The 25,366-nt window shown below is 65.0% G+C and carries 25 protein-coding genes; 11 read left to right on the top strand and 14 right to left on the bottom strand.

Annotation, left to right across the window (positions count from 1 at the left end; all coding sequences use genetic code 11):
• Window positions 1-146: 146 nt before the first annotated feature.
• Window positions 147-2,702 (top strand): alpha-glucan family phosphorylase, encoded by a 2,556-nt coding sequence (gene glgP, locus VWP12_RS06020; RefSeq protein WP_410473386.1) that lies wholly within the window; start codon window positions 147-149, stop codon window positions 2,700-2,702.
• A 363-nt stretch (window positions 2,703-3,065) separates the two neighbouring features.
• On the opposite strand, the gene VWP12_RS06015 is transcribed toward glgP, so the two are convergent.
• On the bottom strand, window positions 3,066-3,701 hold the full coding sequence (locus VWP12_RS06015) for an endonuclease III domain-containing protein (protein WP_410474949.1): 636 nt from the start codon (window positions 3,699-3,701) through the stop codon (window positions 3,066-3,068).
• 209 nt (window positions 3,702-3,910) lie between these two features.
• On the opposite strand from VWP12_RS06015, the gene msrA reads away from it, so the two are divergent.
• The 3 genes from msrA to VWP12_RS06000 are packed head-to-tail and all read left to right on the top strand — an operon-like array spanning window position 3,911 to window position 4,958.
• Window positions 3,911-4,381 (top strand): peptide-methionine (S)-S-oxide reductase MsrA, encoded by a 471-nt coding sequence (msrA, locus tag VWP12_RS06010; RefSeq protein ID WP_410473385.1) that lies wholly within the window; start codon window positions 3,911-3,913, stop codon window positions 4,379-4,381.
• Window positions 4,382-4,411: 30 nt separating this feature from the next.
• Window positions 4,412-4,591 carry a PLDc N-terminal domain-containing protein gene (locus VWP12_RS06005; protein ID WP_125198410.1) on the top strand — a complete coding sequence of 60 codons (180 nt, stop codon included), beginning with the start codon at window positions 4,412-4,414 and terminating at the stop codon, window positions 4,589-4,591.
• 7 nt (window positions 4,592-4,598) lie between these two features.
• Window positions 4,599-4,958, top strand: a complete 360-nt coding sequence (locus VWP12_RS06000) for a DUF488 domain-containing protein (protein ID WP_410473384.1) — start codon at window positions 4,599-4,601, stop codon at window positions 4,956-4,958.
• Window positions 4,959-5,760: 802 nt separating this feature from the next.
• Here the strand turns inward: VWP12_RS06000 and VWP12_RS05995 are convergent.
• The 3 genes from VWP12_RS05995 to VWP12_RS05985 are packed head-to-tail and all read right to left on the bottom strand — an operon-like array spanning window position 5,761 to window position 8,193.
• Window positions 5,761-6,534: an ABC transporter permease gene (locus VWP12_RS05995; RefSeq protein ID WP_255410299.1), complete on the bottom strand. Its 774-nt coding sequence runs from the start codon at window positions 6,532-6,534 to the stop codon at window positions 5,761-5,763.
• Window positions 6,535-6,593: 59 nt separating this feature from the next.
• Entirely contained in the window at window positions 6,594-7,538 is a 945-nt protein-coding gene (locus VWP12_RS05990; RefSeq protein ID WP_410473383.1) for an ABC transporter ATP-binding protein, read from the bottom strand.
• A gap of 46 nt (window positions 7,539-7,584) precedes the next feature.
• Complete coding sequence (locus tag VWP12_RS05985) at window positions 7,585-8,193, bottom strand: trimeric intracellular cation channel family protein (protein ID WP_410473382.1); 609 nt, start codon at window positions 8,191-8,193, stop codon at window positions 7,585-7,587.
• Between the two features lie 214 nt (window positions 8,194-8,407).
• On the opposite strand from VWP12_RS05985, the gene hemN reads away from it, so the two are divergent.
• A complete protein-coding gene (hemN, locus tag VWP12_RS05980; RefSeq protein ID WP_410473381.1) occupies window positions 8,408-9,793 on the top strand; it encodes an oxygen-independent coproporphyrinogen III oxidase in 1,386 nt (461 codons plus the stop codon).
• A 5-nt stretch (window positions 9,794-9,798) separates the two neighbouring features.
• Here hemN and VWP12_RS05975 read toward each other — a convergent pair whose 3' ends face one another.
• Both VWP12_RS05975 and VWP12_RS05970 read right to left on the bottom strand, forming a co-directional pair.
• Entirely contained in the window at window positions 9,799-11,010 is a 1,212-nt protein-coding gene (locus VWP12_RS05975) for an NnrS family protein (RefSeq protein WP_410473380.1), read from the bottom strand.
• Window positions 11,007-11,411: a hemerythrin domain-containing protein gene (locus VWP12_RS05970; RefSeq protein ID WP_410473379.1), complete on the bottom strand. Its 405-nt coding sequence runs from the start codon at window positions 11,409-11,411 to the stop codon at window positions 11,007-11,009. Before VWP12_RS05970 ends, VWP12_RS05975 begins: the two co-directional genes overlap by 4 nt.
• Before the next feature lie 105 nt (window positions 11,412-11,516).
• On the opposite strand from VWP12_RS05970, the gene VWP12_RS05965 reads away from it, so the two are divergent.
• From VWP12_RS05965 to VWP12_RS05950, 4 genes are all read left to right on the top strand, one after another.
• A complete protein-coding gene (locus VWP12_RS05965; RefSeq protein ID WP_410473378.1) occupies window positions 11,517-12,017 on the top strand; it encodes an RrF2 family transcriptional regulator in 501 nt (166 codons plus the stop codon).
• A 304-nt stretch (window positions 12,018-12,321) separates the two neighbouring features.
• A complete protein-coding gene (gene ectA, locus VWP12_RS05960) occupies window positions 12,322-12,795 on the top strand; it encodes a diaminobutyrate acetyltransferase (protein ID WP_410473377.1) in 474 nt (157 codons plus the stop codon).
• Window positions 12,796-12,888: 93 nt separating this feature from the next.
• On the top strand, window positions 12,889-14,163 hold the full coding sequence (gene ectB, locus VWP12_RS05955; RefSeq protein WP_410473376.1) for a diaminobutyrate--2-oxoglutarate transaminase: 1,275 nt from the start codon (window positions 12,889-12,891) through the stop codon (window positions 14,161-14,163).
• A 61-nt stretch (window positions 14,164-14,224) separates the two neighbouring features.
• Entirely contained in the window at window positions 14,225-14,635 is a 411-nt protein-coding gene (locus VWP12_RS05950) for an ectoine synthase (RefSeq protein ID WP_125198400.1), read from the top strand.
• Window positions 14,636-14,723: 88 nt separating this feature from the next.
• Here VWP12_RS05950 and VWP12_RS05945 read toward each other — a convergent pair whose 3' ends face one another.
• The 3 genes from VWP12_RS05945 to VWP12_RS05935 form a co-directional block, all read right to left on the bottom strand.
• The gene (locus VWP12_RS05945) at window positions 14,724-15,065 is read right to left on the bottom strand and encodes a DUF2853 family protein (RefSeq protein ID WP_125198399.1); all 342 of its coding nucleotides are present in this window, start codon (window positions 15,063-15,065) and stop codon (window positions 14,724-14,726) included.
• 162 nt (window positions 15,066-15,227) lie between these two features.
• The gene (locus VWP12_RS05940) at window positions 15,228-15,668 is read right to left on the bottom strand and encodes a hypothetical protein (RefSeq protein WP_410473375.1); all 441 of its coding nucleotides are present in this window, start codon (window positions 15,666-15,668) and stop codon (window positions 15,228-15,230) included.
• A gap of 240 nt (window positions 15,669-15,908) precedes the next feature.
• Window positions 15,909-18,383 (bottom strand): DNA internalization-related competence protein ComEC/Rec2, encoded by a 2,475-nt coding sequence (locus tag VWP12_RS05935; RefSeq protein WP_410473374.1) that lies wholly within the window; start codon window positions 18,381-18,383, stop codon window positions 15,909-15,911.
• A gap of 109 nt (window positions 18,384-18,492) precedes the next feature.
• Here VWP12_RS05935 and gloB point away from each other — a divergent pair, with 109 nt between their 5' ends.
• Together gloB and VWP12_RS05925 are read left to right on the top strand one after the other, a co-directional pair.
• The gene (gloB, locus tag VWP12_RS05930; protein ID WP_410473373.1) at window positions 18,493-19,302 is read left to right on the top strand and encodes a hydroxyacylglutathione hydrolase; all 810 of its coding nucleotides are present in this window, start codon (window positions 18,493-18,495) and stop codon (window positions 19,300-19,302) included.
• An 89-nt stretch (window positions 19,303-19,391) separates the two neighbouring features.
• Window positions 19,392-20,894 (top strand): LysM peptidoglycan-binding domain-containing protein, encoded by a 1,503-nt coding sequence (locus VWP12_RS05925; RefSeq protein ID WP_410473372.1) that lies wholly within the window; start codon window positions 19,392-19,394, stop codon window positions 20,892-20,894.
• An 88-nt stretch (window positions 20,895-20,982) separates the two neighbouring features.
• Here the strand turns inward: VWP12_RS05925 and VWP12_RS05920 are convergent, their stop codons facing one another.
• The 5 genes from VWP12_RS05920 to mltG form a co-directional block, all read right to left on the bottom strand.
• On the bottom strand, window positions 20,983-21,807 hold the full coding sequence (locus VWP12_RS05920) for a TatD family hydrolase (RefSeq protein ID WP_410473371.1): 825 nt from the start codon (window positions 21,805-21,807) through the stop codon (window positions 20,983-20,985).
• Between the two features lie 297 nt (window positions 21,808-22,104).
• Window positions 22,105-22,458: a PilZ domain-containing protein gene (locus VWP12_RS05915; RefSeq protein WP_125198393.1), complete on the bottom strand. Its 354-nt coding sequence runs from the start codon at window positions 22,456-22,458 to the stop codon at window positions 22,105-22,107.
• Window positions 22,459-22,661: 203 nt separating this feature from the next.
• Window positions 22,662-23,711, bottom strand: a complete 1,050-nt coding sequence (locus VWP12_RS05910; protein WP_410473370.1) for a hypothetical protein — start codon at window positions 23,709-23,711, stop codon at window positions 22,662-22,664.
• Complete coding sequence (gene tmk / locus VWP12_RS05905; protein ID WP_410473369.1) at window positions 23,701-24,339, bottom strand: dTMP kinase; 639 nt, start codon at window positions 24,337-24,339, stop codon at window positions 23,701-23,703. The genes VWP12_RS05910 and tmk overlap by 11 nt, the downstream gene beginning before the upstream one ends.
• Entirely contained in the window at window positions 24,336-25,361 is a 1,026-nt protein-coding gene (mltG, locus tag VWP12_RS05900; protein WP_410473368.1) for an endolytic transglycosylase MltG, read from the bottom strand. The genes tmk and mltG overlap by 4 nt, the downstream gene beginning before the upstream one ends.
• Window positions 25,362-25,366 lie beyond the last annotated feature (5 nt).

Below are 25,366 nucleotides of genomic sequence, written 5' to 3'. Positions count from 1 at the left end.
GGAAGGTATCGGCGCCACTCGCGGAAACTTTAGCTTCGTCATCCAGCCGACCTCTCCCTCCTTGCCGCGACCACGTCGACGACCGCTACCGAGGCGTCATAAAGCCGCACTACACTCTGCCAACCACCACATCGAGAACGCGTGCCGTGCCCACCATTCGCCACATGGAAGTTCGTCCTTCCCTTCCGCCTGCGCTCACGCATTTGAACGAGTTGGCAGGCAATCTCCACTACAGCCGCTCACGGGCGGTGCGAGACCTGTTCGATCGCGTAGATGCGGTCACCTGGGCGCAGGTGGAAGGTAATCCGGTGCGGTTCCTGCAATTGGTGCCGCAAGCCTCTCTGGATCGAGCGGCGGACGATTCGGCGTTTCTGGCGGAATTGGCGGCGGCCTGGCGGGGGTTCGAGGAGCACTGCGCCGATCAGCGGGTCGGTGCGCTGGACTCGGTGATCGGCACGGACGAGGCGGTGGCGTATTTCTGCGCGGAATTCGGCTTTCACGAGTCGTTGCCCATCTATTCGGGCGGACTGGGGATTCTGGCGGGGGATCACTGCAAGGCGGCGTCGGACCTGGGCGTACCATTGGTCGGCGTGGGGCTCTTGTACCGGCAGGGCTATTTCCAGCAGTGCATCGATGCCGAGGGCCGCCAGCACCCGCGCTTCGAGGATCTGGAGTTCTCCCACCTGCCGATTCGGCCAGCCACTCGGGGCAGCGCGCCCGTCGAGGTGCGCGTGGAATTCCCGGGACGGATGGTGACGGCGAAGGTCTGGGAGGTGCGGGTCGGGCGGGTGATCGTGTACCTGCTGGATACCGATGTGGCCGATAACACGGCCGCGGACCGGGAGATCACCCATCGACTCTACGGCGGAGACCGCCGCCGTCGGCTCGAGCAGGAGATGCTGCTGGGTGTGGGCGGCGTGCGCGCCTTACGGGCGCTGGGCATCACGCCGTCGGCCTGGCATATCAACGAGGGGCATGCGGCCTTCTCGATTCTCGAGCGGATGCGGGAGCTCACCAGGGACGGATTGGCGTTCGAACCGGCCCGTCACGCCGTGGCCGCCGCGACCCTGTTCACCACCCACACGCCAGTACCTGCCGGGCACGACACATTCGCCCCGGATCTGATCGAGGCGCATGTCCAGCCGTTTCTGACCGATCTGGGTGTCGATGCATCGGACGTGCTGTCGTTGGGCACCGATCCGGCCCATGATGGCAAGCACTTCAACATGACCGCCCTGGCCCTGCGTGGCTCACGTCAGCACAACGGCGTTTCCCGGGTGCACGGCACGGTTGCCGCGCAGATGAGCCAAGCGTTCTGGCCCGAGGTGCCAGCCGAGGAGAATCCGCTCACGCACGTGACCAATGGCGTTCATGTCGAGACCTTCCTCAACCGGGACCTGACCCGGCTGTTCGACGCCACTCGCCGCGACTGGCGAGACCATCTGCACGAGGCGGGCATCGGTGAGCTGGTCGAGCGCATCGATCCTGCGCGCCTCTGGTCCATGCACCTGTCGGCCAAGGCGCATCTGGTCGATGACCTGAAGGCACGCCTGCAGCGCCAATCGGAGCGGTTCGGCGAGGCTCATGTGCGCCTCAAGCAACGTTGCCGCGTACTGGATCAGCCGGTAGACGACTTCCTGATGGTGGGATTCGCGCGGCGGTTCGCCACCTACAAGCGGGCCAGCCTGCTCTTTCGGCAACGCGAACGGCTTGCCCGCCTGATCGAGACCAGCCCGCGGCCGCTGGTCTTCGTCTTTGCCGGCAAGGCCCACCCCGCCGACGAGCCGGGCCAGGCGCTGTTGAAGGAGATCCATGACCTGAGCGCTGACCCGCGCTTTGCCGGGCACGTGCTGTTGATCGAGGGCTACGACATGGGGCTTGCGCGCCGGTTGGTAGCCGGTTGCGATGTCTGGCTGAACACGCCGGAGTTTCCCATGGAGGCCTCCGGCACCTCCGGGCAGAAGGCGGGTATCAACGGCGTGCTGAACCTGTCCGTGGCCGATGGTTGGTGGGCCGAGGGACATGATCACCGCGAGGGGGTCGCCAATGGCTGGTCCATTTCACCGACGCCGGGGGCGGCCGACCGCGACGTGCGCGAGGCCGATGACCTCTTGACGCTGCTCGAGACCGAGGTGATCCCGCTGTTCGATCGCCGAGAGGCGCCTGCCGATAATGCCCCCGAAGGACTGCCGCTTGAATGGATTGCCTGGCAGCGACATGCCATCGCCACCATCCTGCCGCGGTTCAATGCCTCGCGCATGGTGCGCGATTACGCCGAACGTCATTACCGGCGGGCGATCGATGGGGGCCGCTTGCTTGCACAGGATAACTATCGCGCCGCTCGAGCGCGGGCCGAGTTCGAGCAGGCGCTTGCCGACAACTGGGCGGGTGTCGAGGGGAAGGTGATCAGCGCACCCGACTCGGTCATGCAGCAAGGCGAATCCTTGAGCATTCACATCGAGACCGCCAGCCCGGGCCTGCCGCCCCACTCGCTTCGTTGTGAGGCGGTGTTGGGTGATGGGGCCTCTCGGCGAGTAGTCGTGAGCGAGCTGGTCGAGTCGGTGGATGAGCAGGCGCGCGGGCGACATCGGATTGAGTTGCCCGCCGACCTCGCGGGAGAAGTCGATTATCGACTACGGATTGTCCCGGCCCATGAGGCGTTGCTGCATCCGTACGAGTTGGGGCGGATGGTTTGGTTGTAGTGGGGTTGGTCTTACTGCGCCCACGCGAGTGACGTTGGGCTGGCTTCAGCGTTTTGGTGGCTTCGTTCTCTGGATTCCCGCTTGCGCGGGAATGACGATGTTTGGGGCATCGTTAGGCGACGAGCGGCAGAGGACGAGCGCTCCCCCTCAACCGTCATGCGTCGTTGTTCCGACTGAGGGCCCCGTTTTAATGGCCCCGGCCCCGCTGAAGAATCGAAAGCCCCGCATCCCGACAGCCCCCACGCCGTCATTCCCGCGGAAGCGGGAATCCAGGGAGTTCAAAGATTGCACCAAACACTACGCACGCCAGCTTTTCTAAATAGCGGCACCAAGCCAACCCGAGTCAATCCGCCCCTCTGACAGTCATCCGCCCTCTTCCAACCTATTCCCATGAGCACATTGCTCAAGCAACGGACACTCACCACAGGCCGGTTTTACCCGGCAATGCGCCTTGGCGTGCTCGACGATCAGGCCGTGCCAGCGAGCAAGACGCGTGGCGGTAGGTTCGCGGGTGTGTGTGAGCAGGTCGTCGGCCAGCAAGTCATATTTTCGCGCCGCGGTGTCGGGGAAGCCGAGACGATGGAACAACCGGCGAGTGTAGGTGTCGATTACCCAGACGGGGCGTTCCAGCGCGTAGAGGAGGATGTCGTCGGCGGTTTCATGGCCCACGCCGTGGATGCCGAGTAGCCACTCGCGCAGTTCGTCGGTGGGACGCGCCTGCAGGCCATCGAGGCCCCCGGCGCCCTGCCAGGCCTCGGTCATGGCGCGCAGGCGCCGGGTCTTGATGCGAAAAAAGCCGGAAGGACGAATCAGTTCGGCCAGGGTTTCGTCATCGAGGGCCAGGATGCGATCTGCGGCCAGCACCTCGGCAGCATGCAGGTTGGCCAACGCCTTCTCGACGTTGTTCCAGTTGGTGTTCTGGGTGAGCACGGCACCGACGGCGATCTCGAAGGCACGCCCTTCGGCATCGTGCGCGTAGCCGGCCGGCCACCACGGCATTTCGGCCGGCTCGCCACGCTCGAGATGGTGCTGGTGGGCCTCGAGCAACCGCGGCTCGACCCAGTCGAGGCAGTCGGCCAGAGAGACGAAGGACGATGGATGAGGGATGCCGTTGTCGGCGTTGGTCACGGGGTGTACTCCACGGTTGGCTCGAATCGACGGCGGATGCGCTATTGTCACCGGATGGTAAACAAACCGGAGGTCCGACCGTGATCCAGGAAACCGAAATCGCCACCTTTGCCGCGGGATGCTTCTGGGGCGTGGAGGATCGCTTCCGTCAGCTGCCCGGCGTGATCGATGTGATCTCGGGGTATATCGGCGGGCAGGTCGATCACCCGGGTTACCGACAGGTCTGTACTGGCAGCACCGGGCACGCCGAGGCAGTCGAGGTGAGATTCGATCCCGACCGGATCGACTTCGAAACGCTGACCCGGGCATTTTTCTCGATGCACGACCCGACCACGCCCAATCGACAGGGCCCGGACGTGGGCACGCAATATCGCTCGGCGATCTTCACGCGTGGCGACAACCAGCGCGAAATTGCCGAACGAGTGCGCGACGAACACCAGGCCACGCTGGGTCGCCCAATCGTGACCGAGATCGTGCCGGCCTCGGCCTTCTGGCCCGCCGAGGACTACCATCAACGTTACCTGGAGAAGCGCCGCGCCGGCGTACTCTGATCATCCCTTAGACGACACAAGGAGATAGCGATGCTCGATTTTCCCTACGGTGGCCTGCTTGGCCTGATCATCCTCTTCCTGGATATCTACGCGATCATCAAGGTTGCGCAGAGCTCGGCCTCGGCCGGCATGAAGGCGCTGTGGATCGTGATCATCCTGTTCCTGCCGATCCTCGGCCTGATCCTCTGGTGGCTGTTCGGCCCTAAGTGATCAAGCGATGGGCCGCCTGCAAACCAAACGGGTCTTTGATCCGCCCGAGCGCGACGACGGCTATCGGGTACTGGTCGATCGGCTCTGGCCACGAGGCGTAAAAAAGCAGGATCTTGACCACGACGAGTGGCTCAAGAATGTCGCCCCGTCCGGCGCCCTGCGCCGCTGGTTCGGGCATGACCCGGACCGGTTCGAGGCATTCACCGAGCGCTATCGGCAAGAGCTTGAAGGCAACGAGGAAGTCGAGAGACTGGCCGAGATTGCCGCCGAGCGACCCGTCACCCTCCTCTATGCCGCCAAGGACCGTGAGCATAACCATGCGCGGGTGTTGGCCGGCACCATCGAGGGGCGTTTGGGACAGAGTTGAACCGACATCGCGGCGGCGAATGCTCTGCAAATGGGCCGACAAGCCGCCTCATTCCCGATGACGCATACTCAGCACCCGTCATTCCCGCGGATGCGGGAATCCATAGCAGACGCCTACGCAGCCAATACGGCCAACCGCCTCTAGCATGGGCACCGTGGGCCTTGGCTGAGCTGCTGTCTGCCGAGCATGTCGTGGCTTCGATCGCTAGATTCCCGCTTAAGCGGGAATGACGATTCTGCGGGAGGCGTCGGGCCAATGAATCTGGCGACTCGGTCAGGCTGGGATGCGCGCGGCATTCACACCCAAACCACCTCACCCCACCCCGTCATTCCCGCGGACGCGGGAATCCATAACGGAGTCGCCTCGATGGCAGCGAGGTCAATCCCGCTCTCCCTGCCCCTCCTCTGGGGCCACCATGCGTCTTCATGCGTTACTGACAGCCAAGGATGTCGCGGCTTCTTTCGCTAGATTCCCGCATGCGCGGGAATGACGATTCTGGGGAAGTCGCCGGGCCAATGAATCTGGCGAATCGCTCACGCTGGGATGCCCGCGATATTCACACCCGAACCACACCGCCCCGTCATTCCCGCGGACGCGGGAATCCATCATGTTGTCGCCTCGAAGGCAGCGAGACCAATCCTCCCGCCCCCTCCTTTGGGGCCACCGTGCGTCTTCCTGGGTTACTGACAGCCAAGAATGTCGCGGCTTCGTTGGCTGGATTCCCGCTTTCGCGGGAATGACGATCCTGTGGCGTTGGATTGCCCCGCCGCCTTCGAGGGGTGGGGCTGATGGTGCTGCTACCTCACCCCCGCAGACCAATCCCATTGCGGAACAGGCGCAGCACGTAGAGGTAGGCGATCACGATCCCTACGGCGAGGATGGCGTAGGTGCTCCACACCGGCACGTCCGAGATGCCCAGCATTGCGTAGCGAAAGCCGTTGATGATGTAGAGGATCGGGTTGTAGAGCGAGGCCTGCTGCCAGAATTCCGACAGCATGTTGATCGAGTAGAACACCCCGCCCAGATAGGTCAACGGCGTGAGCACGAAGGTCGGCACGATCGAGATGTGATCGAAATGCGTGGCGTAGACCGCGTTGATCAGCCCGCCCAGGGCGAACAGGATCGAGGTCATCAACGCCACGCCAAACAGGTTCAGCACGCTGTGCACCGAGAGCTCGGCGAACAGCAGCGCGACCAGCGTCACCGCCCCACCGACGGTCAGCCCGCGCGCCACGCCGCCGGCGACGTAGCCGACGATGATCAGCCAGTTGGGCATCGGCGAGACCAGCAGTTCCTCGACGTGACGCGCGAACTTCGCGCCGAAGAACGACGAGACCGAGTTGGCGTAGCTCTGGGTGATCACCGACATCAGGATCAGGCCGGGCACCAGGTACTGGATGTAGGGCACCCCGTCGATCTCGCCGATGCGCGGGCCGATCAGGTGACCGAAGACAACGAAGTACAGCGCGGTCATGATCATCGGCGGCAGCACCGTTTGCACCCAGATCCGGCCGAAGCGCAGGATCTCGCGGGTGAGCAGCATCATGAAGGCATTCCACGCCCCGCGCGGCGTCAGGCCGACCGCCTTCTCACCCGGCCCCTGGTGGTCGAATGCATCGCTTTGCGAACGGATACTCATGGACGTTCCTCGGCGTTGATGGCGGCATCGTCGTCCTGCACCAGGCGCAGGAACAGCTCCTCGAGACGGTTGGTCTTGTTCTTCATGCGTTCGATCACGATGCCGTGACCGCGCAGCACGTCGAACACGCCGGTCAGTTCCTGACCGCGGGTGAGATCGACCTCGATAGTCTCCTCGTCGACCAGTCGCGAACCGACCACCGGCATCTCCGGCAGCGATTCGACCGGCTCGCGGGCATAAAGCACGAAGGTCTCCTGCGAGAGCTTGGCCAAGAGGTTCCTCATCGAGGAGTGCTCGACGATCCGGCCCTCGTTGATAATCGCGATATTCCGGCACAGTGCCTCGGCTTCCTCGAGGTAGTGCGTGGTCAGGATGATGGTGGTGCCCTGCTTGTTGATCTGGGTGAGGAAGTCCCACATGCCGCGGCGCAGTTCAATGTCCACGCCGGCCGTGGGCTCGTCGAGGATCAGCATGCGCGGGCCATGCACCAACGCGCGGGCGATCATCAGCCGACGCTTCATGCCGCCCGACAGCGCTCGGGCCATACCCTCGCGCTTCTCAAAGAGACCAAGCTGCTTCAACAGCTCGTGGGCGCGCTTCTTGGCCGCCTTGCGGGTCATGCCGTAGAAGCCACCCTGGTTGATGACGACTTCCTCGACCGGCTCGAACTGGTTGAAGTTGAATTCCTGCGGCACCACACCGATCTGGGATTTCACCCAGGCCCGATCCCGGTCGAGGTCGTGGCCGAACACCCGCACGCTGCCGGCGGTCTTGTTCACCAGTGAACAGAGGATGCCGATGGTGGTCGACTTGCCCGCCCCGTTGGGCCCCAGCAGGGCGAAGAAGTCACCTTCGGCAATGGCAAGCTCGATGCCCTTGAGGGCATGCGTGCCCCCTTCGTAAGTCTTCTCGAGTTCGTAGATCTCGACGGCGTTGCTCATGAAGCACTCGTGATTGGTCAAGCGTGTAGTGAATCCGGCACGGCCCTCAGCGGTTAGCCGACGGCAGGTGCCAGTGATAGCGAATACCCAGCCCGCGCACGGCCAGGGTGACGGTGAACCCGAGGATCACCGCGGCAATCGACCACTCCAGCCAATGGGCGAACAGAACATAGACGATGCCGCCAGCCAACGCGGCCGAGGCATAGATTTCGCGGTGCAGCAGCAGCGGCGGCTCGCCGGCGAGCACGTCGCGGATCAGCCCGCCGAAGGCGGCGGTCATGATGCCCATCATCACCGCGATCATGGGGTTGGCATCCATCGACAGCGCGATCTGGGTACCGATCACGCAGAAGGCCGCCAGCCCGACGGCATCGGCCCAGGGTAGCCAGTTGGCGCGCTGGTGGAACGGCTTGCTGACGTAGAAGGTGATGATCGCCGTCACCGCGGCGATCACCAGGTACTCCCATTGGGTCAACCAGAAGACCGGCCGGTCGAGCAAAAGATCCCGCAACGTGCCGCCACCGATGCCGGTGACGGTCGCCAGGATCAGGAACCCCATCAGGTCCATGCGCTTGCGATCGGCCACCAGGGCGCCCGTGACGGCGAACACCGCCGTCCCGAAGTAATCCAGTCCCTGCAACACCTCGCCGATCATGCCCGTCTCCCGTGTCCACCCTGTCCCGTACCCGACCATCCGCCCCTCTGGCGCGGAAGATCGCGGAGGATAGCCAGTCGGCCGCCGGGAAAAAAGCCCGGTCTGACACAACCGATCCAATTTCTGAGCATTCTACTCGGGGGACGAGCCCCCGCGGGTAGCGCTAGACTCCAATTGTGATTCCACCCGTACAACCAATCGCCGACCGCCGCCCATGAGCCAGATTAAAATCCCCTTCGACGCCGAACTGATCCGCCGTTACGACACCAGCGGACCACGGTACACCTCCTACCCGACCGCCGTGCAGTTCCACGACGGCTTCACGGAAGCGGACTATCGACAGGCCGCCGCGCGCTCGAACGCCGCCGGCGGGCCGCTGTCGCTGTACGTGCACATCCCCTTCTGCGACACGGTCTGCTACTACTGCGCCTGCAACAAGGTGGTCACCAAGGACCGCGCCAAGGCGCGCCCCTACCTCGAGGACGTCTACCGCGAGATGGCGCTGCAGTCGGCGCTGTTCGACGACGGCCGCCCGGTCGACCAGCTCCACTGGGGCGGCGGCACGCCCACCTTCCTCTCGCACGACGAGATGCGCGAGCTGATGGCCAAGACCGGCGAGCACTTCGCGCTCAAGACCGACGATACCGGCGAATACTCGATCGAGATCGACCCGCGCGAGGCCGACGCCGCCACCATCCGCCTGCTGCGCGAGATCGGCTTCAACCGCATCAGCCTCGGCGTCCAGGATTTCGACCCGGACGTGCAGAAGGCGGTCAACCGCATACAGAGCTTCGAGGAGACCCGCGAGGTGATCGAAACCGCCCGGGAACAGGACTTCCACGGCGTGAGCATCGACCTGATCTACGGGCTGCCGCACCAGTCGCGTGAGCGGTTCATGGCCACGCTCGACCGGGTGATCGAACTCGACCCCGACCGCCTGTCGATCTTCAACTACGCCCACCTGCCCCAGCGCTTCAAGCCGCAGCGCCGGATCGCGGGCGACGACCTGCCCAGTCCGGCCGAGAAGCTCGACATCCTCGGTTCGACCATCCGCTACCTGCAACAGGCCGGCTACGTGCTGATCGGCATGGACCATTTCGCCAAGCCTGACGACCCGCTGGCGATCGCCCAGCGCGAGGGCACGTTGCAGCGCAACTTCCAGGGCTATTCGACCCACGCCGAGTGCGACATGGTGGCGATGGGCGCCTCGTCGATCAGCCAGGTGGGCGGCGCGTTCAGCCAGAACGTCAAGGACCTGACCGCCTACCACGAGGCACTGGTCAAGGGCCGCCTGCCAATCGAGAAGGGCGTGGTGATTACCGAGGAGGACGTGCTGCGCCGGCACGTGATCACCGAGCTGATCTGCCACTTCCGGTTGTCGATCCCCGCGGTCGAGGCGCGTTTCGGCATTGACTTCGCCGAGCATTTCGCCGACGCCCTGGACGACCTGGCCGACATGGCCCGCGACGAACTGGTTACCATCACGCCCGAGTCGATCGAGGTTCAACCGCGCGGACGACTACTGATCCGCAACGTCTGCATGGCCTTCGACGAGTACCACGGCACCCTCGATGGTCAGCGCTTCTCCAAGGTGATCTGAGGCACTTAACTCCGGCGCACCGGCGGACGGGCATCGGCCCGCTCGGCGACCAGCCAGGGGCCGATGACAACCAGCATTGCCAGGTAGACCAGCGCCAACCCACCGGCGGTGACCGCGAGCCAGACCGGCTCCAGCCCCGGCCAGATCGGCAACAGCAGCCGTCCGGCCACCACCGCCAGCATCAGCACCAGCATCGGCCGAAGCCATCGGGGCAGGTGGATCGGGCGCCCCGTGTGCCCGGCACTGACCCGCGTCATCATGCCCATCGCCATGACCACCAGCATGCCCAGACCCAAGGCGTGCACCGGCCCGTCCAGCCCGCCGACCGGCAAGCCGGCGACGACTGCCGCCAGCCACGCCAGCCCGAGCAGCACCACCGAGACCCCCAGGAACAGCAACCACAACATCGGCTCGGTAAGCACTAAACGGTGCCACCAGCGAGTCAGGGCGTAGCCGCCGGTCACGACGACCACGGCGGCGATCGTCGCTCCGACCAGCGCCACCGCGTTCGGCAAGATCGGTTTGGCGAGCAAGACAGCGAACAGCAGCACTGGACCACCGCCGAGGATGAACGCCACGTAACGGCCGGTCCGGCGTGGAGCTATGCCCAACCGATTGGCCGAGAACGGCGGCACCACGCGCTGGGCGATGAACAGCAGCATCGCGACGATCGGCAACAGACCCAACCAACCATGAATGCCAGCCAGCCCGCCGTCATACCGATCCAGTGCGAATAGCGCATCCGCCAGGACAATCCCGCTCAGCGCAAGCACGAACAACAGGTTGTGCCATTGCCGGGAAAGCAGGATCAGCCGGGCGACGACGAACAGGATGCCCAGCTCGGCGGCAATCGATAGGAGGTACGGCCAAAGCGGATTGCCCCCCATGAGCAGAAACGCGAGCCGCGCGGCGAGCCAGAGCCCCAGCACCACCAGCAAACCGGCCGGGTGCCAGGCGCGCCGACCGGTCCAGTTCTGCGCGGCGGTGGTCAGAAAACCGGCAACCAGCGCCACGCCGACGCCGAAGGTCATCTCGTGGGCGTGCCAGCGCCAGTCGAGCTGCCCGCCGTCGAACAGCCCCTGCATGGCCCCACCCCAACCACCGACGATCCAGACGCCGGCCCAGAGTCCCATCGCCAGCGTGGCGAAACCCAGCATCAGTAGAAACCAGGGCCGAAACCCGATCGAGAGCACGGGCCAGTGGCGCCAATCGCTCATGCCGGCTCTCCCGCCTGCCCCGGCAGACAGCCTTCCTGCAAGTGATTGAACAACTCACGTTCCTCGAACCGCACGTGGGCGACCAGTAATTCACCCAAGCGATGGCAGCTCGATTGCTCGCCGTCGCCATCGAGCACCTCGGTCAAGAGCTCCTCGATCTGGCGGTGTTCGCGTTGCATCCGATCGAGCTGCCCTGCCAGGGTTGTATCCGTCGGACATTGCCTTAACGCCTGACGCCCAATGGACTCTTCGGTGGCGAAATGCGCCTCGAGCTCGCCGCGGTGTTCGGCCAAATCCCGAAGCAGGTCGGCATCCGGCTCGCCCCACTGCAATCGCCGTGCGATCTTCAAAGTCTGATGGTGTTCGCGAGACAGGGGCTGCAGGCTTTCGTGACGTTGCATCGGGGCTCCTCCCGCGTGACTGGTACTGGCCGATCAGAATATGCATACTGCTTGCATATTACAAACCCTTGACCCTACCCTGAGCCACCCCTGAGAACGGACGCCATGCAGCTCAACCAACAGACCGATTTCGCCTTTCGACTCCTGATGTATCTGGCCGACCATGCCGCCAGTAACACCGCGTCGGAGACCACCACGGATGGGGCTACGGCACCGACTGCCCTGCCGAAGATCCGCGAGATCGCCGATTACTTCGGCATCTCCTACAACCACCTGATGAAGGTGGCGAACACGCTGGCCGCGCGCGGCTACGTCAAGGCGCGCCGCGGCAAGGGTGGCGGCTTGGCGCTCGCCCGCCCCGAGTCGTCCATCTCGCTGGGAGCAGTCGCCCGCGACATGGAAGGTCATTGGGAACTAGTCGAGTGCTTCGGGAAGGCCGGCGACTGCCGGATCACCGCGAGTTGCCGGTTGGCACCGATCCTCGGCGAGGCCCTCGAGGCATTCTGGGCGGTGCTCGATCGCTATACCCTTGCCGACATCGCCCACCTGCCGCCCGGTGAGACTCCACTGACCTTTCACCGTCAGCCGCCACAACGCACGCAGTAACCCACCCGCCTCGGCCAAGCGCGTGCCACACGTGGCCGGACAACTGGCCCCGCGACGGCCGCACCATGCCGTCGTCTCGCCCCCTTGTACCAATCAGCCCACCACGCTCCTGCGAAAGGATTCCGTGCCAAATCGGGGCGACGCATGGACACCACAAATCGCATGACAGCGCCATTACAGCGTGGTCGACAGGCCGGTCCGACCGGGGTGCCCGGTTGAGCTTTGCGCCTCATGCCCTATAATGGGCGCTCACTTATACGGACCTGATCGCGGCTGGAAACTTAACGCGGACAGGCAAAAAAGCATGACGATTCATTTTCGTGAACCGCGCCTCGAGGATGGGGGTCGGATTCACCAACTGATCCAGCGAGCGGGCACGCTCGACCTCAACTCGGCCTACCTCTACTTTCTGCTTGCGGACCATTTCCGCTCGACCTGCGCCATCGCGGAAAACGGTGATGACCTTGTCGGTTTCGTCACTGCCTACCGCCTGCCGGACAACCCCGACTCGCTGTTTGTCTGGCAGATCGGCGTCGATGCCTCGGCACGCGGTCAGGGCGTCGCTTCCCGCCTGCTGAGCGCACTCCAGGAGCGCGACTGGTTCAGCGACATCAAGCGCATCGAACTGACCATCGCCCCGGACAACCCGGCCTCCCAGGCCCTGTTCACCCGCTGGGCGGAAAAGCTGGGTCGCTCGATCCGCAACGAGCCCTATCTCTCCAGCGAGCTTCTCGGCGATGGCCATCAGCCGGAAGACCTCTACGTCATCGATCTCTGATCAACGACATCACCGCCCGGTGCGATTCCCACCGGCGGTGCTATTTTCTTTTCGATCCCGATTTCCTTTTCAAGCTCTAGACGAGGACCTGTGATGAACATCGACCTGTTCGAGAAATACGAGTCCAACGTTCGCGGTTACATCCGCTCGTTCCCGACCATTTTCGTCAAATCCAAGAACGCCACGATGTGGGACCACCACGGCAAGGCGTTCATCGACTTCTTCGGCGGCGCCGGCTCGCTGAACTACGGTCACAACGACCCGGCGATCAAGCGCGCGATCATCGACTTCATCGAGCGTGACGGCGTCACCAACGCGCTCGACAAAGCGACCGACGCCAAGTACCTGTTTATCAAGAAGCTGCAGGAAACCATCCTTCAGCCGCGCGGCCTGGACTACAAGGTCCAGTTCGTCGGTCCGACCGGCACCAACGCCGTCGAGACGGCGCTGAAGCTGGCACGCAAGGTCAAGGAGCGCTCCAAGATCGTCTCCTTCACCAACGCCTACCACGGTCACACCCTGGGTGCGCTCGCGGTTACCGGCAACGAGTTCTACCACGACGACTTCTACGGCGTGCCGTTGAACGTCACCAAGATGCCGTACGACAACTACTTCGATCCGACCGGCGAAGGCCAGATGGACAGCATCGACATGATGCGCCAGTACTACGAGGATGCGAGCTCGGGCTACGACCTGCCGGCCGGCATCATCGTCGAGACCATCCAGGGTGAAGGCGGCATCAACGTCGCCTCGGTCGAGTGGCTCAAGAAGCTCGACAAGATGTGCAAGGATCTCGACATCCTGCTGATCGTCGACGACATCCAGGTCGGCAACGGCCGCACCGGCAACTTCTTCAGCTTCGAGCGTGCCGGCATCAAACCCGACATCGTCACCATCTCCAAGTCGATCGGCACCGGCCTGCCGATGGCGATCGTGCTGATGCGTCCGGACATCGACGAGTGGTCGCCGGGCGAGCACACCGGCACCTTCCGCGGTAACTCTCTGGCCTTCATCGCCGGCGCGACCGCGCTGGAGCGTTGGGAGACCGACGAGTTCTCCAAGGAAGTCGTCGAGAAGGGCAAGAAGGTCGAGGCGCGCTTCCGGGCCATCGCCGAGCGCCACAAGGACCTCATCTCCGACGTGCGCGGCCTGGGCATGATCTGGGGCCTCCAGTCCGAGGCCGAGGACTTCTGCAACGAGGTCTCCGCCGAGGCGTTCAAGCGCGGCCTGCTGGCAGAGACCGCCGGCGCCGACGACCAGGTGATCAAGTTCCTCGCCCCGCTGACCATCAGCGAGGCCGAGCTGGACAAGGGCCTGGACCTGCTCGACGAGTCCGTCGACGCCGCCGCGGCCGCTCGCAAGGGCTGATCACGCCAATGACGTCGCCCCGTCTTGCCGACGGGGCCATCAACCAGTTACGGAGTCAAACATGCTCGTACGTTATCTTGATCGAGACATCATCGGCACCGACCGCGAAGTCGAGGCCGAAAACGGCAACTGGGTCAGCCGTCGCCTGATTCTCGCCGACGACAAGGTGGGGTTTTCCTACAACGACACCATCATCCGCGCCGGCACCGAGACCTTCATCCACTACCAGAATCACATCGAAGCGGTTTACTGCGTAGGCGGCAACGGGGAGATCCACGACATCAACAACGATGTCACCTACCCGATCCGCGACGGCATGATGTATCTCCTCAACGATCCGGCGGCCGACAAGCACTACCTGCGCGGTGGCAGCGAGGACATGCGCCTGATCTGCGTGTTCAACCCGCCGCTGACCGGCCGGGAAGTCCACGACGAGAACGGCGTCTACCCGGCACTCAGCCTGGACGACTGATCACGGCCGACTTCCGGTTGCCGTGAAACGAAGAAACCCCGACCTGTTCGCAGGCCGGGGTTTTTTGTTGTGTTACCGAGGTTGCCGTTCAGGCGTAAGCCGCCTCCCGGCCGAAGTGTCGCGTGAGCAGGTAATAGACGACGGCACGGTACTTGTGCCGATTGGACCGGCCGTACTGATCGAACACCTTGTCGAGTGCCGCGTCCAGATCGGGCCCGTCGGTCAGCCCCAGCTTCTTGACCAGGAAATTCTTCTTGATACTTTCGACCTCGTCCGGATCACTTGCCGCGACCACCGAGGCATCGGCGTTGTAGACTGCGGGCCCCAGCCCGGCGACCACGCGCGCCAGCAAGTCACGATCCGGCGACTCGCCGCATTTTTCCTGAATCTCGTCCGCGTACTTGTCGACCAGTTCATCCCGACTACTCATGGCGATTCCTCCGCTCTGTCTTCGGTCTCGCCCACGGCTCACGACCCGTGACCGCTCGATCAACGAGACCCCAAACCCTTAGATAGGTCAGAGGGGTGGAATTAACAAGTCAGGAGTGGATGCGATGCGGCTCCCCTCGGATCCAGCGGCGGCTGCCATGGATCAACCCGGATTTTCACCCGGATCGAACTGGCGCTGTCGATTGATGTGCATGATCAGAACCAGCGCCTGATTGGGATCGTCGTCGCGTCGTGCCTCGGTGGTTTTGACGACCAGCCCTTCGAGAATCTGGCGGATACCGAGCTGCTCGTCGGCGTAGCGGCGCATGATCACCAGGCGCATCCCTTCCTTGGCCCAGGTCAACGGCAGTTGCTGGGCGTAACGCGGCACGATCAGGGCGAGGCGATCCTTGGCGAAGAAATCGAGATAGACACCCTCGAGAATGCGAATGCCTCGCTCGTCCGGATTCAGCGCCCGCACCGACTCCGGCTGGCCGTTGCGGCCATTGCGATTGTCGAGGCTCATGTCCTCGGCACCGACCTCCTTGAGGTATTGCTCGGCGGCGCGGATCTGCTCCTCGGAATACAGGCTGGTCGATTTCATCAGGGACCGGTCTTACCTCTGGGGCCGTGCATCCCTGCCCGTTGAGCCGATTCCGTGGCCATGCCCGCTCACTGTACGTGGATTTGCCACGTCGATGGTGTGGTTACCTCAACAACGCCTCTTTGATCCAGAACGCGTCAGGACATTGTCATTTCGATAGGAAGGTTAGCAGAAGTCATGCCACCAACCGATACCGCTACGATGCCGTCTGTTGAGCGAACCGGGTGTGCCGATAATCGATCAAGGAGGCAAGAAGTCCATCAGCGCCGCAGGGCGACGCCAAGGAAACGGCCACAGCCCGGAACGCTCGCTACGTACGCGGCCGCGCTCAAGGTGCAATGCCCCATGCCGATCGGTCCGCCAGACCGTCGCGCCCGCCGCCTGCCAACGGTCCACGACCTCCGCACGGGGATGGCCCCAGCGATTGAGAAAACCGGCACTGACCAGTGCTTGCCGAGCACCGGTGGCATCGACGAACGGGGCGGCCGACGAACTGGCCGAGCCGTGATGCGGCACCAGTACGGTCTCGGCATCAACGCGGGCATGTCGCAGCAGCCACTGCTCCGCGGCCGCCTCGATGTCACCGGTCAACAGAAGGCTCCCCGACTGGCCGGCCACGCGCAGCACACAAGAGCGATCGTTGGTGGACCCGCGTGGGGCGCGCAGCAGCGAAAACCGCACCCCGTCAAGCAGCCACTGCGTACCGTGCCGACACGCCATGAGCTCCCCATCGACACCGAATCGACCCTCCGCCAAGCCGACAACCGCGGCCTGCGGAAAGGCCTGCCGGATCGAGGCGAGTCCACCGGCGTGATCCATGGCGGCATGGCTGATCACGATCCGGTCGAGTTGTGAGACATCCAGCGCTCGCAAGGCCGGCAGCACGATCGCCTCGCCGGTATCGAAACGCCCGTGCCTTGGCCCGGCGTCATACAACAGGTCGTGGCGAGCGGTCCGTAATAACACCGCCATGCCCTGCCCCACATCCAGCACCACGGCCTCGAACTGCCCGGGCGCGGGGCGCGACGATCCCACCATCAGGGCCGGCAGCAACAACAAGATCGCCAGTCCCCGTCCCGGAAACCGCCGCGGCAACCCCAGCCAGAGCACACCCGAGGCGAACAGGGCCAGCGCAAACGGACCGGGTGGCGCGTGATTGGAATCCGGGAATACCGCCACCAGCCAGCCCAGTACCGCAAACAGCCCCTGGCCGACCCCGTCGATCAGCCACGCGGGCCAGGCGGCAGCCGCCGGGCTGATGATCGCCAGAAACAGGGTGAGTAGTGCCAGCGGGGTGATCAGCATCGAGACCAGCGGCACGGCCAGGAGATTCGCCGGCAACGAGGCGAAGGCGACCCGGTCGAACAGCCCCCAGGTCAGCGGCAGCAACCCGAGGGTCAGCAGCCATTGCATCCGCAGCAGTTCCCAGGGCCGCCAGAGCCCGTCGCGGCCGCGAATCATGACGATGATCAGGAGCACCGCGGCAAACGACAACCAGAACCCCATGTCCAGCGGGGCGAATGGATCGATCACCATCACCAGCACGAAGGCGATCAGCCACAGATCGAGCAGCCGCCAGCGCCGCTGCATCAGCACTCCGAGCAACAGGACCGTCAGCATCAGCGCGGCGCGCAGGGTGGGGATCGACAGCCCGGCAATCAGGGCGTAGCTCCAGGCGGCCAACACGGCCACCAGCGCCGCCACTCGCTGGGCTGGCCAGCCCCGGCTGATCGCCAAGCGCCCCCACCCGACACGTACCAGCCATGCCACCAGTGCGGCCACCATGCCGACGTGCAACCCGGAGATCGCCAAGAGATGATTGGTGCCGGAGGCCAGCAGCGATTCCCATTGTCGGTCGCTCAGCTCGCCGCGATCGCCCAGTGCCAGCCCGTGCAGCAGCGCCGCCCCGGCCGACAATGGCCCGCCGGCGGCGCGTCTCTCCGCAACCGCCAGGGAGTCCTGTAACCGTGAGCGTGCGGCATCCCGCCAGCGGTCGATCTGCGCCCGCCAGCCCGGCGCCCGTCCGATGTCGCTCGGCTGACGATCGCGCAGGTAGCCCGTGGCGAGTATCTGGTGACGAAACAGGTAGCGGCGGTAGTCGAAGCCACCGGGGTTGGCGTGGCCGCGCAGGGGCTTGAGGCGCGCGATGAGGTCATAGTCGACACCGGCAACCAGGTCGACGCGCTCGGCAAGCGGGGTGTAGTCGCTGAGCTTGAGGCGCCCGCCCCCAGGCAATTGCTGGCAGATCCGGGCAGCGACGCTGTCATCCGGGTCTGCCGCCCGGGCGGCATGCACTGCAACGGTAAAGCGGCGGCGATCGACCCGGTCATCGACCAGACCGACGATCGCTGCCTCGAGTCGGCAATCGACCCGGTCGGCGAACACCGGGGTTCGATCGACGAGGCTCGCCACCGGCACCAGCGTATGCAACACGCCGGCCAGCCCGATCGCCAGCAAGGCCCAGCCCGAGAGATCCTGCCGCCACGCGACCAGCGCCAGCAGGGCAAGACCGAAGGCAAGCATCCCGGCCCAGCCGATCCCCACGGCGGCCAGGCCCGAGCCGACCAGCACCGGCCACGGCACAAACCACGCAAGCAGCGCCGCGCCGGCCCAGGCCAGCAACAGCCAGCGAGCGGCCAGACGCCGCCGCGATAAGCCTGCGCATGCTCCCCCGGACGCCGAGCCCTCACCCGGCGAAATGACTTCCCTGTCCATCGTTGTCGCGTCCCCGCTGACGTGCCATGCCGCACGGTCACCCTTCGGTCCATCCGCATTCGGCACACGGGCATTCCTTGCCCCAGTCCGACTACGTTAAGATGCCGCCATGAGCACTGCAACCGCCCCGACCATCCATTGCCTTCCCGTCCTATCGGACAACTACGTCTGGCTGATCGAGGGGGATGACCGCGCCACGGTGATCGTGGATGCCGGTGAGGCCGGCCCGGTGATCGAGGCCATCGAGGCCCGTGGGCTCAAGCCGGTGGCCACCTTGATCACGCATCACCATGGCGATCACGTCCAGGGCCTGGCCGAGCTGACCCAGCGCTTTCCCATGACGGTCTACGGCCCCGACAGCTGCCGGCGGGTGTGTGTCGACACGGTCGTCGGCGAAGGCGATCGGTTCACCGTTCCGGGCGTGGGCGAGTTCTCGGTGATGGCCACCCCCGGTCACACCCAGGATCACCTGAGCTATATCAGGGGGCAGGCCATCTTCTGCGGCGACACACTGTTCACCGCGGGTTGCGGGCGACTGTTCGAGGGCACGGCGGCACAGATGCTGCACTCGCTCGACCGTCTGGCATCCCTTGGTGATGAGAAGGATGGCGACATGACCATCTACTGCGGCCACGAATACACCACCGACAGCCTGCGCTTCGCTGCGCATGCCGAACCCGACAACCCCGACATTGCCGCCCGGGTCCGCGAGGTCGCGGAGAAGCGATCGAATGGCGAGCCGACGGCGAGTGCCTCGATGGACCTCGAGAAGCGCACCAACCCGTTCCTGCGCGTGCGTGTGCCGGCCCTGCGCAAGGCGATCGAGGCCTACGTCGGCGAACGCATCGAGGACGACATCGACGCCTTCGCCCAATTGCGTCACTGGAAGGACGACTTCGACGGCCTGGCACGCCTGTGACTCCCTTGATGCTGGTCAACAACTACGGATAGCCGAACGACCCAATGCCTACACAGCCGACTCCCCCGATTTCCTCCCGGCAGCTCGCCTTGTCGTCGAGACTGCTGCGCGGCCTGCTTCTGCCCGTGACCGTCCTGCTGCTGCATGGCTGTGCCGGCCTGGTGCCGCCGGCCGACCGGCAAGGCGTCGACGAGCGGGAAAGCAGTCGACCGAGTTTCTCCACCCTGCCGGCGATCAGCCGCCAGGACGGTGAGGAGCAGCAGGCCACGGATCACGAACACGACCTCTGGGGCGCGGTCGCCAGTCGCTTCACCCTGCCGGTGCCGGACAATGCCCGCGTCGATGCGGAGATCCGTCGTTACGCCCGCCACCCGGAGTACCTGCGCGAGGTCAGCGAACGCGCCGAACCGTATCTCTACATGATCGTGGAGAAGCTCGAGGCGGCCAACCTGCCACTGGAGCTGACCCTGCTGCCGATCGTGGAGAGCGCCTACCTGCCGCAGGCCCTGTCGTCGAGCTCGGCGGCGGGCATCTGGCAGTTCATTCCCTCCACCGGCACCTATTTCGAGCTGGATCGTGACGCGTTCTACGACGGCCGACGGGACATCGAGGCCTCCACCGACGCCGCCGTTACCTATTTCAGCCAGCTGCGCGGCATGTTCGACGATGACTGGCCCACGGTGATCGCCGCCTACAACGGTGGCCAGGGCACCCTGCTCAATGCCATCCGTCAGAACGAACAGCGCGGTCATGCCACCGACTTCTGGAGCCTCCAGCAGATCCGCAAGGAAACCCAGGACTACCCGGCCCGCCTGTTCGCCCTGGTCAAGATTTTCTCCGACCCCGAGAAGTACGGCTTCACCCCGCACGCGATCGAGAATCGCCCGGCGCTCGCGCAGGTGGAACTGGAACGCTCCGTCAGCCTGGTCAAGCTGGCCGACATGACCGGGATGGACCACGACGAGCTCTATCGCCTCAACCCCGGCTTCGAACGGTCGATCACCGGCGACACGCCGCGGCAACTGCTGGTCCCACGCGAGGCCCAGGGGCGCTTCGATGTCGACACGCTGAACTCCGCGGCCAGCGCTGCCGAAGAGTGGCAACGCTACACCTTCGCGCGCGGCGACAGCTTCTATCGGGTCGCGCAGCGCTATGGCAGCTCGGTCGATGAGCTACTGGCAATCAATCGCCGCCAGTCGGCCGTCGCCCGCCCCGGACAGGAAATCCTCGTCCCCTTGGGGCGTGTGGACAGCGCGATCGCCTCGGGCAATGCGCGCACCCATACGGTCCAGCCGGGTGAATCGCTCTGGGCCATCTCGCGCAAGCACGGCGTCAAGATCGCCGAGCTGCGTCGCATGAACGCCTACGGCGACAACCCGGTGCTGCGTCCGGGCGACGAGGTGATCGTCGGTGCCGAAGTCTCGGGTGGCAACGACGATGCTCCTTCGAAGTACGTGGTCCAGCCGGGCGACACGCTCTGGCAACTCGCGCAGCGGTTCTCCACGACCGTCGAAGAGCTCACCGCGCTCAATCGCATCGGACCGGATGCCGCGCTCAAGCCCGGGCAGGAGCTGTCGGTCGCGAGTAACTGAGTGCCAGACCAGCGGACGCACCGGACGCGAAAAGGGGCCCGACAAGGGCCCCTTTTTCATTGGCAGTCAATCGAACGACGATCGCCACTCAGCGATCGAGTTTCAACCAGCGCCGCGTGTTCTCGTGTGCGCGGGCGGCCATTTCCGGCAGGCTCTCGCCGCGCAGGTCGGCCAGGACCTCGGCCACGTGGCGAACGCGGATCGGGTTGTTGGGCTTGCCACGGAACGGGACCGGCGAGAGGTAGGGGGAATCGGTCTCGACCAGGATCCGGTCACCGGGCACCTTCTTCGCCACCTCGCGCAACGAGGCGGCCGACTTGAAGGTAACGATGCCGGAGAAGGAAATATAGAACCCCAGGTCCAGTGCCCGGCGTGCGGTCTCCCAGTCCTCGGCGAAGCAGTGCATCACTCCGCCGCACTCCTCGGCATGCTCGCGCTCGAGCACGTCCATGGTGTCACCCGGTGCCCCGCGCGTGTGGATGATCACCGGCTTGTCCACGGCCTTGGCCGCCTCGATATGATTGACGAAGCGGTCGTGCTGCCAGCGCTCGCCTTCCTCGCAGTGGAAATAGTCCAGCCCGGTCTCGCCCACCGCCACAATGGAATCGGCGTGCTGGTCCTGGCGGATCGCCCGCACCAACTCCTCGGTGGGAATCACGGCCCCGGCATCGTCGGTGGGGTGCAGACCGTAGGAGAGGAATACCTCCGGACGCTCGGCCCGCCGCTCGGGGTTGCCGGCAAGATACGGCGAGACCAGCTCGGTCATCGCCGGCCAGCTCGACGGCTTGATCGAGACACAGAGCATCCGCGTGACCGATTCCAGCCAGGCGGTGTGCATGAAGCGGTCGAAGTCGTTGTCGAAGGCGTCGAGTTCCACCCGGTCGAGGTGGCAGTGCGAGTCGAACAGTTGCATGGTGCTCCGAGATAAGGACACAAAGAACGAGGAGGAAGCTCTGCAGGGTGCAATGGCATCTCTGGCTTGCGGGTTTGTTCGCAATCAAGGCGCCGGACCGAAGGCGGGCCCAGAGCAATCACCCGGGCCCGCCGAGCGACGGCAGCGCCGAGTGCGGACAAACCCGCATGCCCCATTTGGGCGGGCCGCCAAGGACCCATCTTTGACGTTACCACCCTCATCAAAGGGCGAAGGCCGTTAAAACGCGGAGCCCTTGGCGCGTCCGCAGAGATGCCATTGCACCCTGTAGAGCTTCCGTTACATGGTGTAAGTCGGTGTTTCCTTCTCCAGCGCCCCGGCAAGGTAGGTCTCGATCTGCTGGCGCGTGCGGCCTTGGTCCATGCGGCCAAACTGCACGCCGATGCCGGCCACCTTGCCGCCCTGCGAACCCTGCGGGGTGACCCAGATAACCTTCGCGGCCACGGCAAGCCGCTCGGGACTGCCCATCAGCGTCAGGGTAAGGAAGATCTCCTTGCCCATCGGTATCTGCGTGTGCCCCGGAATGAACAGTCCGCCATTCTTCACGAACGGCATGTAGGACTTGTAGAGCGTGTCCTTGTCCGGGATGTTGTGGTGGATCATGCCTCCACCCAGGCCGCCTCCTGCTGCCATTGCACGCTACCTCGTCACGGTTGGTCGATCGGCCCGGCCCGGGTAGGCCGGATCGGAACGCGGGAATTCGGATGAACAGTCTACCGGCAATCGCGGGACGGTCGAAGTTGGTGAAACTCTGCACGAATCAGATGTCACTCTGGCCTGGTGAGCCGTTCGTGATCAAGGCGCGCAGAGCGATATCCGATTGATGCAGAGTTTCCTTAGCCGACCGGCTCGAGACGCCGGGCCAGCCGCGGATCGACCAGATCGAGCGCCAGCTGCTCAACCGAAAGCTCGGGATGCAGCGGATGCCCCGCCTCGCGGGCGAACTGGATCAGCCGGGTCTGCACCGCCAGCCACCGCTCGCTATCGTGGGCCCTAGCGAGCCGCTCGATCATCGGCACAATCGCCGCCGGCAGCGTATCGGCCAGACCGGCCTGGCGACGCGCCACCGCCGGCCAGAGCCGTAACAGCCAGCGGGCCAGCACCGGCCGGGGTGTCGCCAGCCACGGCGCGATCGGGGCCAACGGCGAGCGGGGTTGCTCGGCCAGCTGCACCCAGGCACTGGTGACCGCCTGCCAGTCGAACGTGGGATCGCTGCCATCGACCAGCGTGGGATCGTCGATGAACGCCAGCAACTCGGCCCGCTCGGGCGAACAGCCGCTGGCCTGCCGCCACCACGCGGCCAGTTCCTCGGGCCGCGGCTCGCGCAGGCGGACGCGCTGCAACCGCGAGCGGATCGTGGGCAGCAAGCGGTCGACCTGCTCGACCGTGCAGAGAAACTGCATCGACTCTGGCGGCTCTTCCAGGAGCTTGAGCAGGGCATTGCCCGAGGCGCGATTGAGTCGTTCGATACGCTCGATCAACACCAGACGCATGCGGCCGTAGCGGGTGATAAACGCGCCGTCGATCAACGTCCGGATGGCATCGACCGGGATATCGCGATGGTCGGGATCATCCGCCAGCCGATGCAGGTCGGGAAAGCTGCCCTGCTCCGCCTGACGGCAGGCGGGACACTCGCCGCAGGGCCAGCCATCTCGCGGCGCCTCGCAGATCAGGCGGCGCGCCAGTGTCTCGAGCAGGGCCGTCATCGGCGCGCCCAATCGTCCGTGTAGCAACAGGCCGTGTGGCAGGCGCCCGGCGGCAATCATCCGCTCGAGCTGCAACCAGGCATCGTTCAGCCAGCCGGCGCTCTGGATGGTGGCCGGGTCGCTGATCAGCCGCTGTTCGGCCAGCCCCGACAGGTTGGTGTCCATCGTGTCAGCCACCATGAGCGGCCTCCAGTACGCTTTCAATCTGTCCACGCACCTCGTCCAGAGGGCATGTGGCATCCACTCGTCGTACCCGTGACGGTTCCCGCTTACAAAGCGACTCGAAACCGCCACGCACCCGTTCGAAGAAGGTGAGCGCTTCCTGCTCGAATCGATCCGCCGCCTCGCGGCTCGCCGCCCGCTCGAGACCGAGCACCACCGGCACATCCAGCCAGAGCGTCAGCTCGGGATCACAGCCCGAATGTGCCACCTCGGCCAACTGGTCGATGGTCGCCATCGGCAATCCGCGGCCGGCGCCCTGGTAGGCACGGGTGGAATCGGTGAACCGGTCGCAGATTACGACCCGACCCTCAGCCAGGGCCGGACGGATCACCCGCTCGACGTGTTGGGCACGCGCGGCGAACATCAGCAGCAGTTCGGTCGAGGCGGCAACCGGCTCCTCGCGCACGGCCTTGAGCACCGAACGCAATTCCTCGGCCAACGGGGTGCCACCGGGTTCGCGGGTGCACAGCACCGCCTCGCCACGCGCCTCGAACCACTCGCGCACGAAGTCCATCGCGGTCGACTTGCCCGCGCCTTCCAGCCCCTCAAGGGTGACAAAGCGCGGCGTGGCACGCGGATCGGTCATGGACGGTCTCCCTGTTCACGCTGATGGATCCGCCAACGCGCGACGGCCCGATTGTGTTCCTTGAGCGTGCGCGAGAAGGCGTGCCCGCCGGTGCCGTCGGCAACGAAGTAGAACGCGTCGGTCTCGGCTGGCCGGGTCGCGGCCTCGATCGAGGCGGCCGATGGCAGGGCGATCGGTGTCGGCGGCAGCCCGTCGCGGGTGTAGGTGTTATAGGGCGTGTCCTCGCGCAGGTGCCGGCTGTACAGGCGACCGTCGTAGTCGTCGCCCATGCCGTAGATGACGGTCGGGTCGGTCTGCAGGCGCATGCCGCGCCGGAGGCGATTGACGAATACGCCCGCAACTTCGCCGCGCTCACCGGAGATCCCGGTCTCCTTCTCAATCACCGAGGCGAGGATCAGGGCCTCGTACGGGTCGTCCAGCGGCAGATCATCGGCACGGGCCGCCCAGGCGGCATCGAGTGCCTCACGCATCTGACGGAAGGCCCGCTTGATCAGGGTGCGATCGCTGGTGCCGGCGGGGTACTGATAGGTGTCCGGGTAAAGCCAGCCCTCGAGGTGATCGACGGGCAGGTCGAGCGACTCGATTACCGCCTCGGGCGTCAGCTCCTCGATCGTACGGCGGATGCGCGGTGCCTCGGCCAGCCGGTCGAGGAAACCTTGCGCGGTGATGCCCTCCGGCACGGTGAAACGATATTCGATCACGTCGCCGGCCACCATGCGATCGAGCAGCGAGGCCAGACGCTCGCCGGGACGGATTTCGTACTCACCGGCCTGAATGGAGCGGGCCTGACCACGGAAACGAGCGGTCCAGTCGATCGCCCGGGCCGGAATGGCCGGCTGCACCTCGTGGATGGACGCGGCGATCCCCGGCATGGATTGCCCGGACTCCACGGTGACCGTGGTTGCCTCTTGGGCGAGCGGCTGCTTCCAGTAGTGCATGGCCAGCCCCGCCCCGACAAGCAGGGCCGCGAGCAGGCCCATGCCAGCCGCCCAGATCAAGAACACACCCATGGCTCGCCGCATCCGCA

It is taken from the genome of Guyparkeria sp. TX1 (assembly GCF_046523965.1).
In the GTDB taxonomy this organism is placed as follows: Bacteria; Pseudomonadota; Gammaproteobacteria; order Halothiobacillales; family Halothiobacillaceae; genus Guyparkeria.
The sequence above is the reverse complement of the archived record's forward strand: the minus strand, read 5'-3'. Positions and strand labels throughout refer to the sequence as shown.

Coding starts and splice junctions, on each gene's coding strand:
- mltG (WP_410473368.1), bottom strand. CDS start 25,361: ATGCGGCGAGCCATGGGTGTGTTCTTGATCTGGGCGGCTGGCATGGGC.
- hemN (WP_410473381.1), top strand. CDS start 8,408: ATGAGCCAGATTAAAATCCCCTTCGACGCCGAACTGATCCGCCGTTAC.
- VWP12_RS06015 (WP_410474949.1), bottom strand. CDS start 3,701: ATGCCGTGGTGGCCGGCCGGCTACGCGCACGATGCCGAAGGGCGTGCC.
- tmk (WP_410473369.1), bottom strand. CDS start 24,339: ATGACCGATCCGCGTGCCACGCCGCGCTTTGTCACCCTTGAGGGGCTG.
- VWP12_RS05950 (WP_125198400.1), top strand. CDS start 14,225: ATGCTCGTACGTTATCTTGATCGAGACATCATCGGCACCGACCGCGAA.
- VWP12_RS05990 (WP_410473383.1), bottom strand. CDS start 7,538: ATGAGCAACGCCGTCGAGATCTACGAACTCGAGAAGACTTACGAAGGG.
- VWP12_RS05910 (WP_410473370.1), bottom strand. CDS start 23,711: ATGGTGGCTGACACGATGGACACCAACCTGTCGGGGCTGGCCGAACAG.
- VWP12_RS05935 (WP_410473374.1), bottom strand. CDS start 18,383: ATGGACAGGGAAGTCATTTCGCCGGGTGAGGGCTCGGCGTCCGGGGGA.
- VWP12_RS05940 (WP_410473375.1), bottom strand. CDS start 15,668: ATGAAATCGACCAGCCTGTATTCCGAGGAGCAGATCCGCGCCGCCGAG.
- VWP12_RS05965 (WP_410473378.1), top strand. CDS start 11,517: ATGCAGCTCAACCAACAGACCGATTTCGCCTTTCGACTCCTGATGTAT.
- VWP12_RS05975 (WP_410473380.1), bottom strand. CDS start 11,010: ATGAGCGATTGGCGCCACTGGCCCGTGCTCTCGATCGGGTTTCGGCCC.
- VWP12_RS05915 (WP_125198393.1), bottom strand. CDS start 22,458: ATGGCAGCAGGAGGCGGCCTGGGTGGAGGCATGATCCACCACAACATC.
- VWP12_RS06000 (WP_410473384.1), top strand. CDS start 4,599: ATGGGCCGCCTGCAAACCAAACGGGTCTTTGATCCGCCCGAGCGCGAC.
- ectA (WP_410473377.1), top strand. CDS start 12,322: ATGACGATTCATTTTCGTGAACCGCGCCTCGAGGATGGGGGTCGGATT.
- gloB (WP_410473373.1), top strand. CDS start 18,493: ATGAGCACTGCAACCGCCCCGACCATCCATTGCCTTCCCGTCCTATCG.
- ectB (WP_410473376.1), top strand. CDS start 12,889: ATGAACATCGACCTGTTCGAGAAATACGAGTCCAACGTTCGCGGTTAC.
- VWP12_RS05970 (WP_410473379.1), bottom strand. CDS start 11,411: ATGCAACGTCACGAAAGCCTGCAGCCCCTGTCTCGCGAACACCATCAG.
- VWP12_RS06005 (WP_125198410.1), top strand. CDS start 4,412: ATGCTCGATTTTCCCTACGGTGGCCTGCTTGGCCTGATCATCCTCTTC.
- VWP12_RS05945 (WP_125198399.1), bottom strand. CDS start 15,065: ATGAGTAGTCGGGATGAACTGGTCGACAAGTACGCGGACGAGATTCAG.
- VWP12_RS05920 (WP_410473371.1), bottom strand. CDS start 21,807: ATGCAACTGTTCGACTCGCACTGCCACCTCGACCGGGTGGAACTCGAC.
- VWP12_RS05985 (WP_410473382.1), bottom strand. CDS start 8,193: ATGATCGGCGAGGTGTTGCAGGGACTGGATTACTTCGGGACGGCGGTG.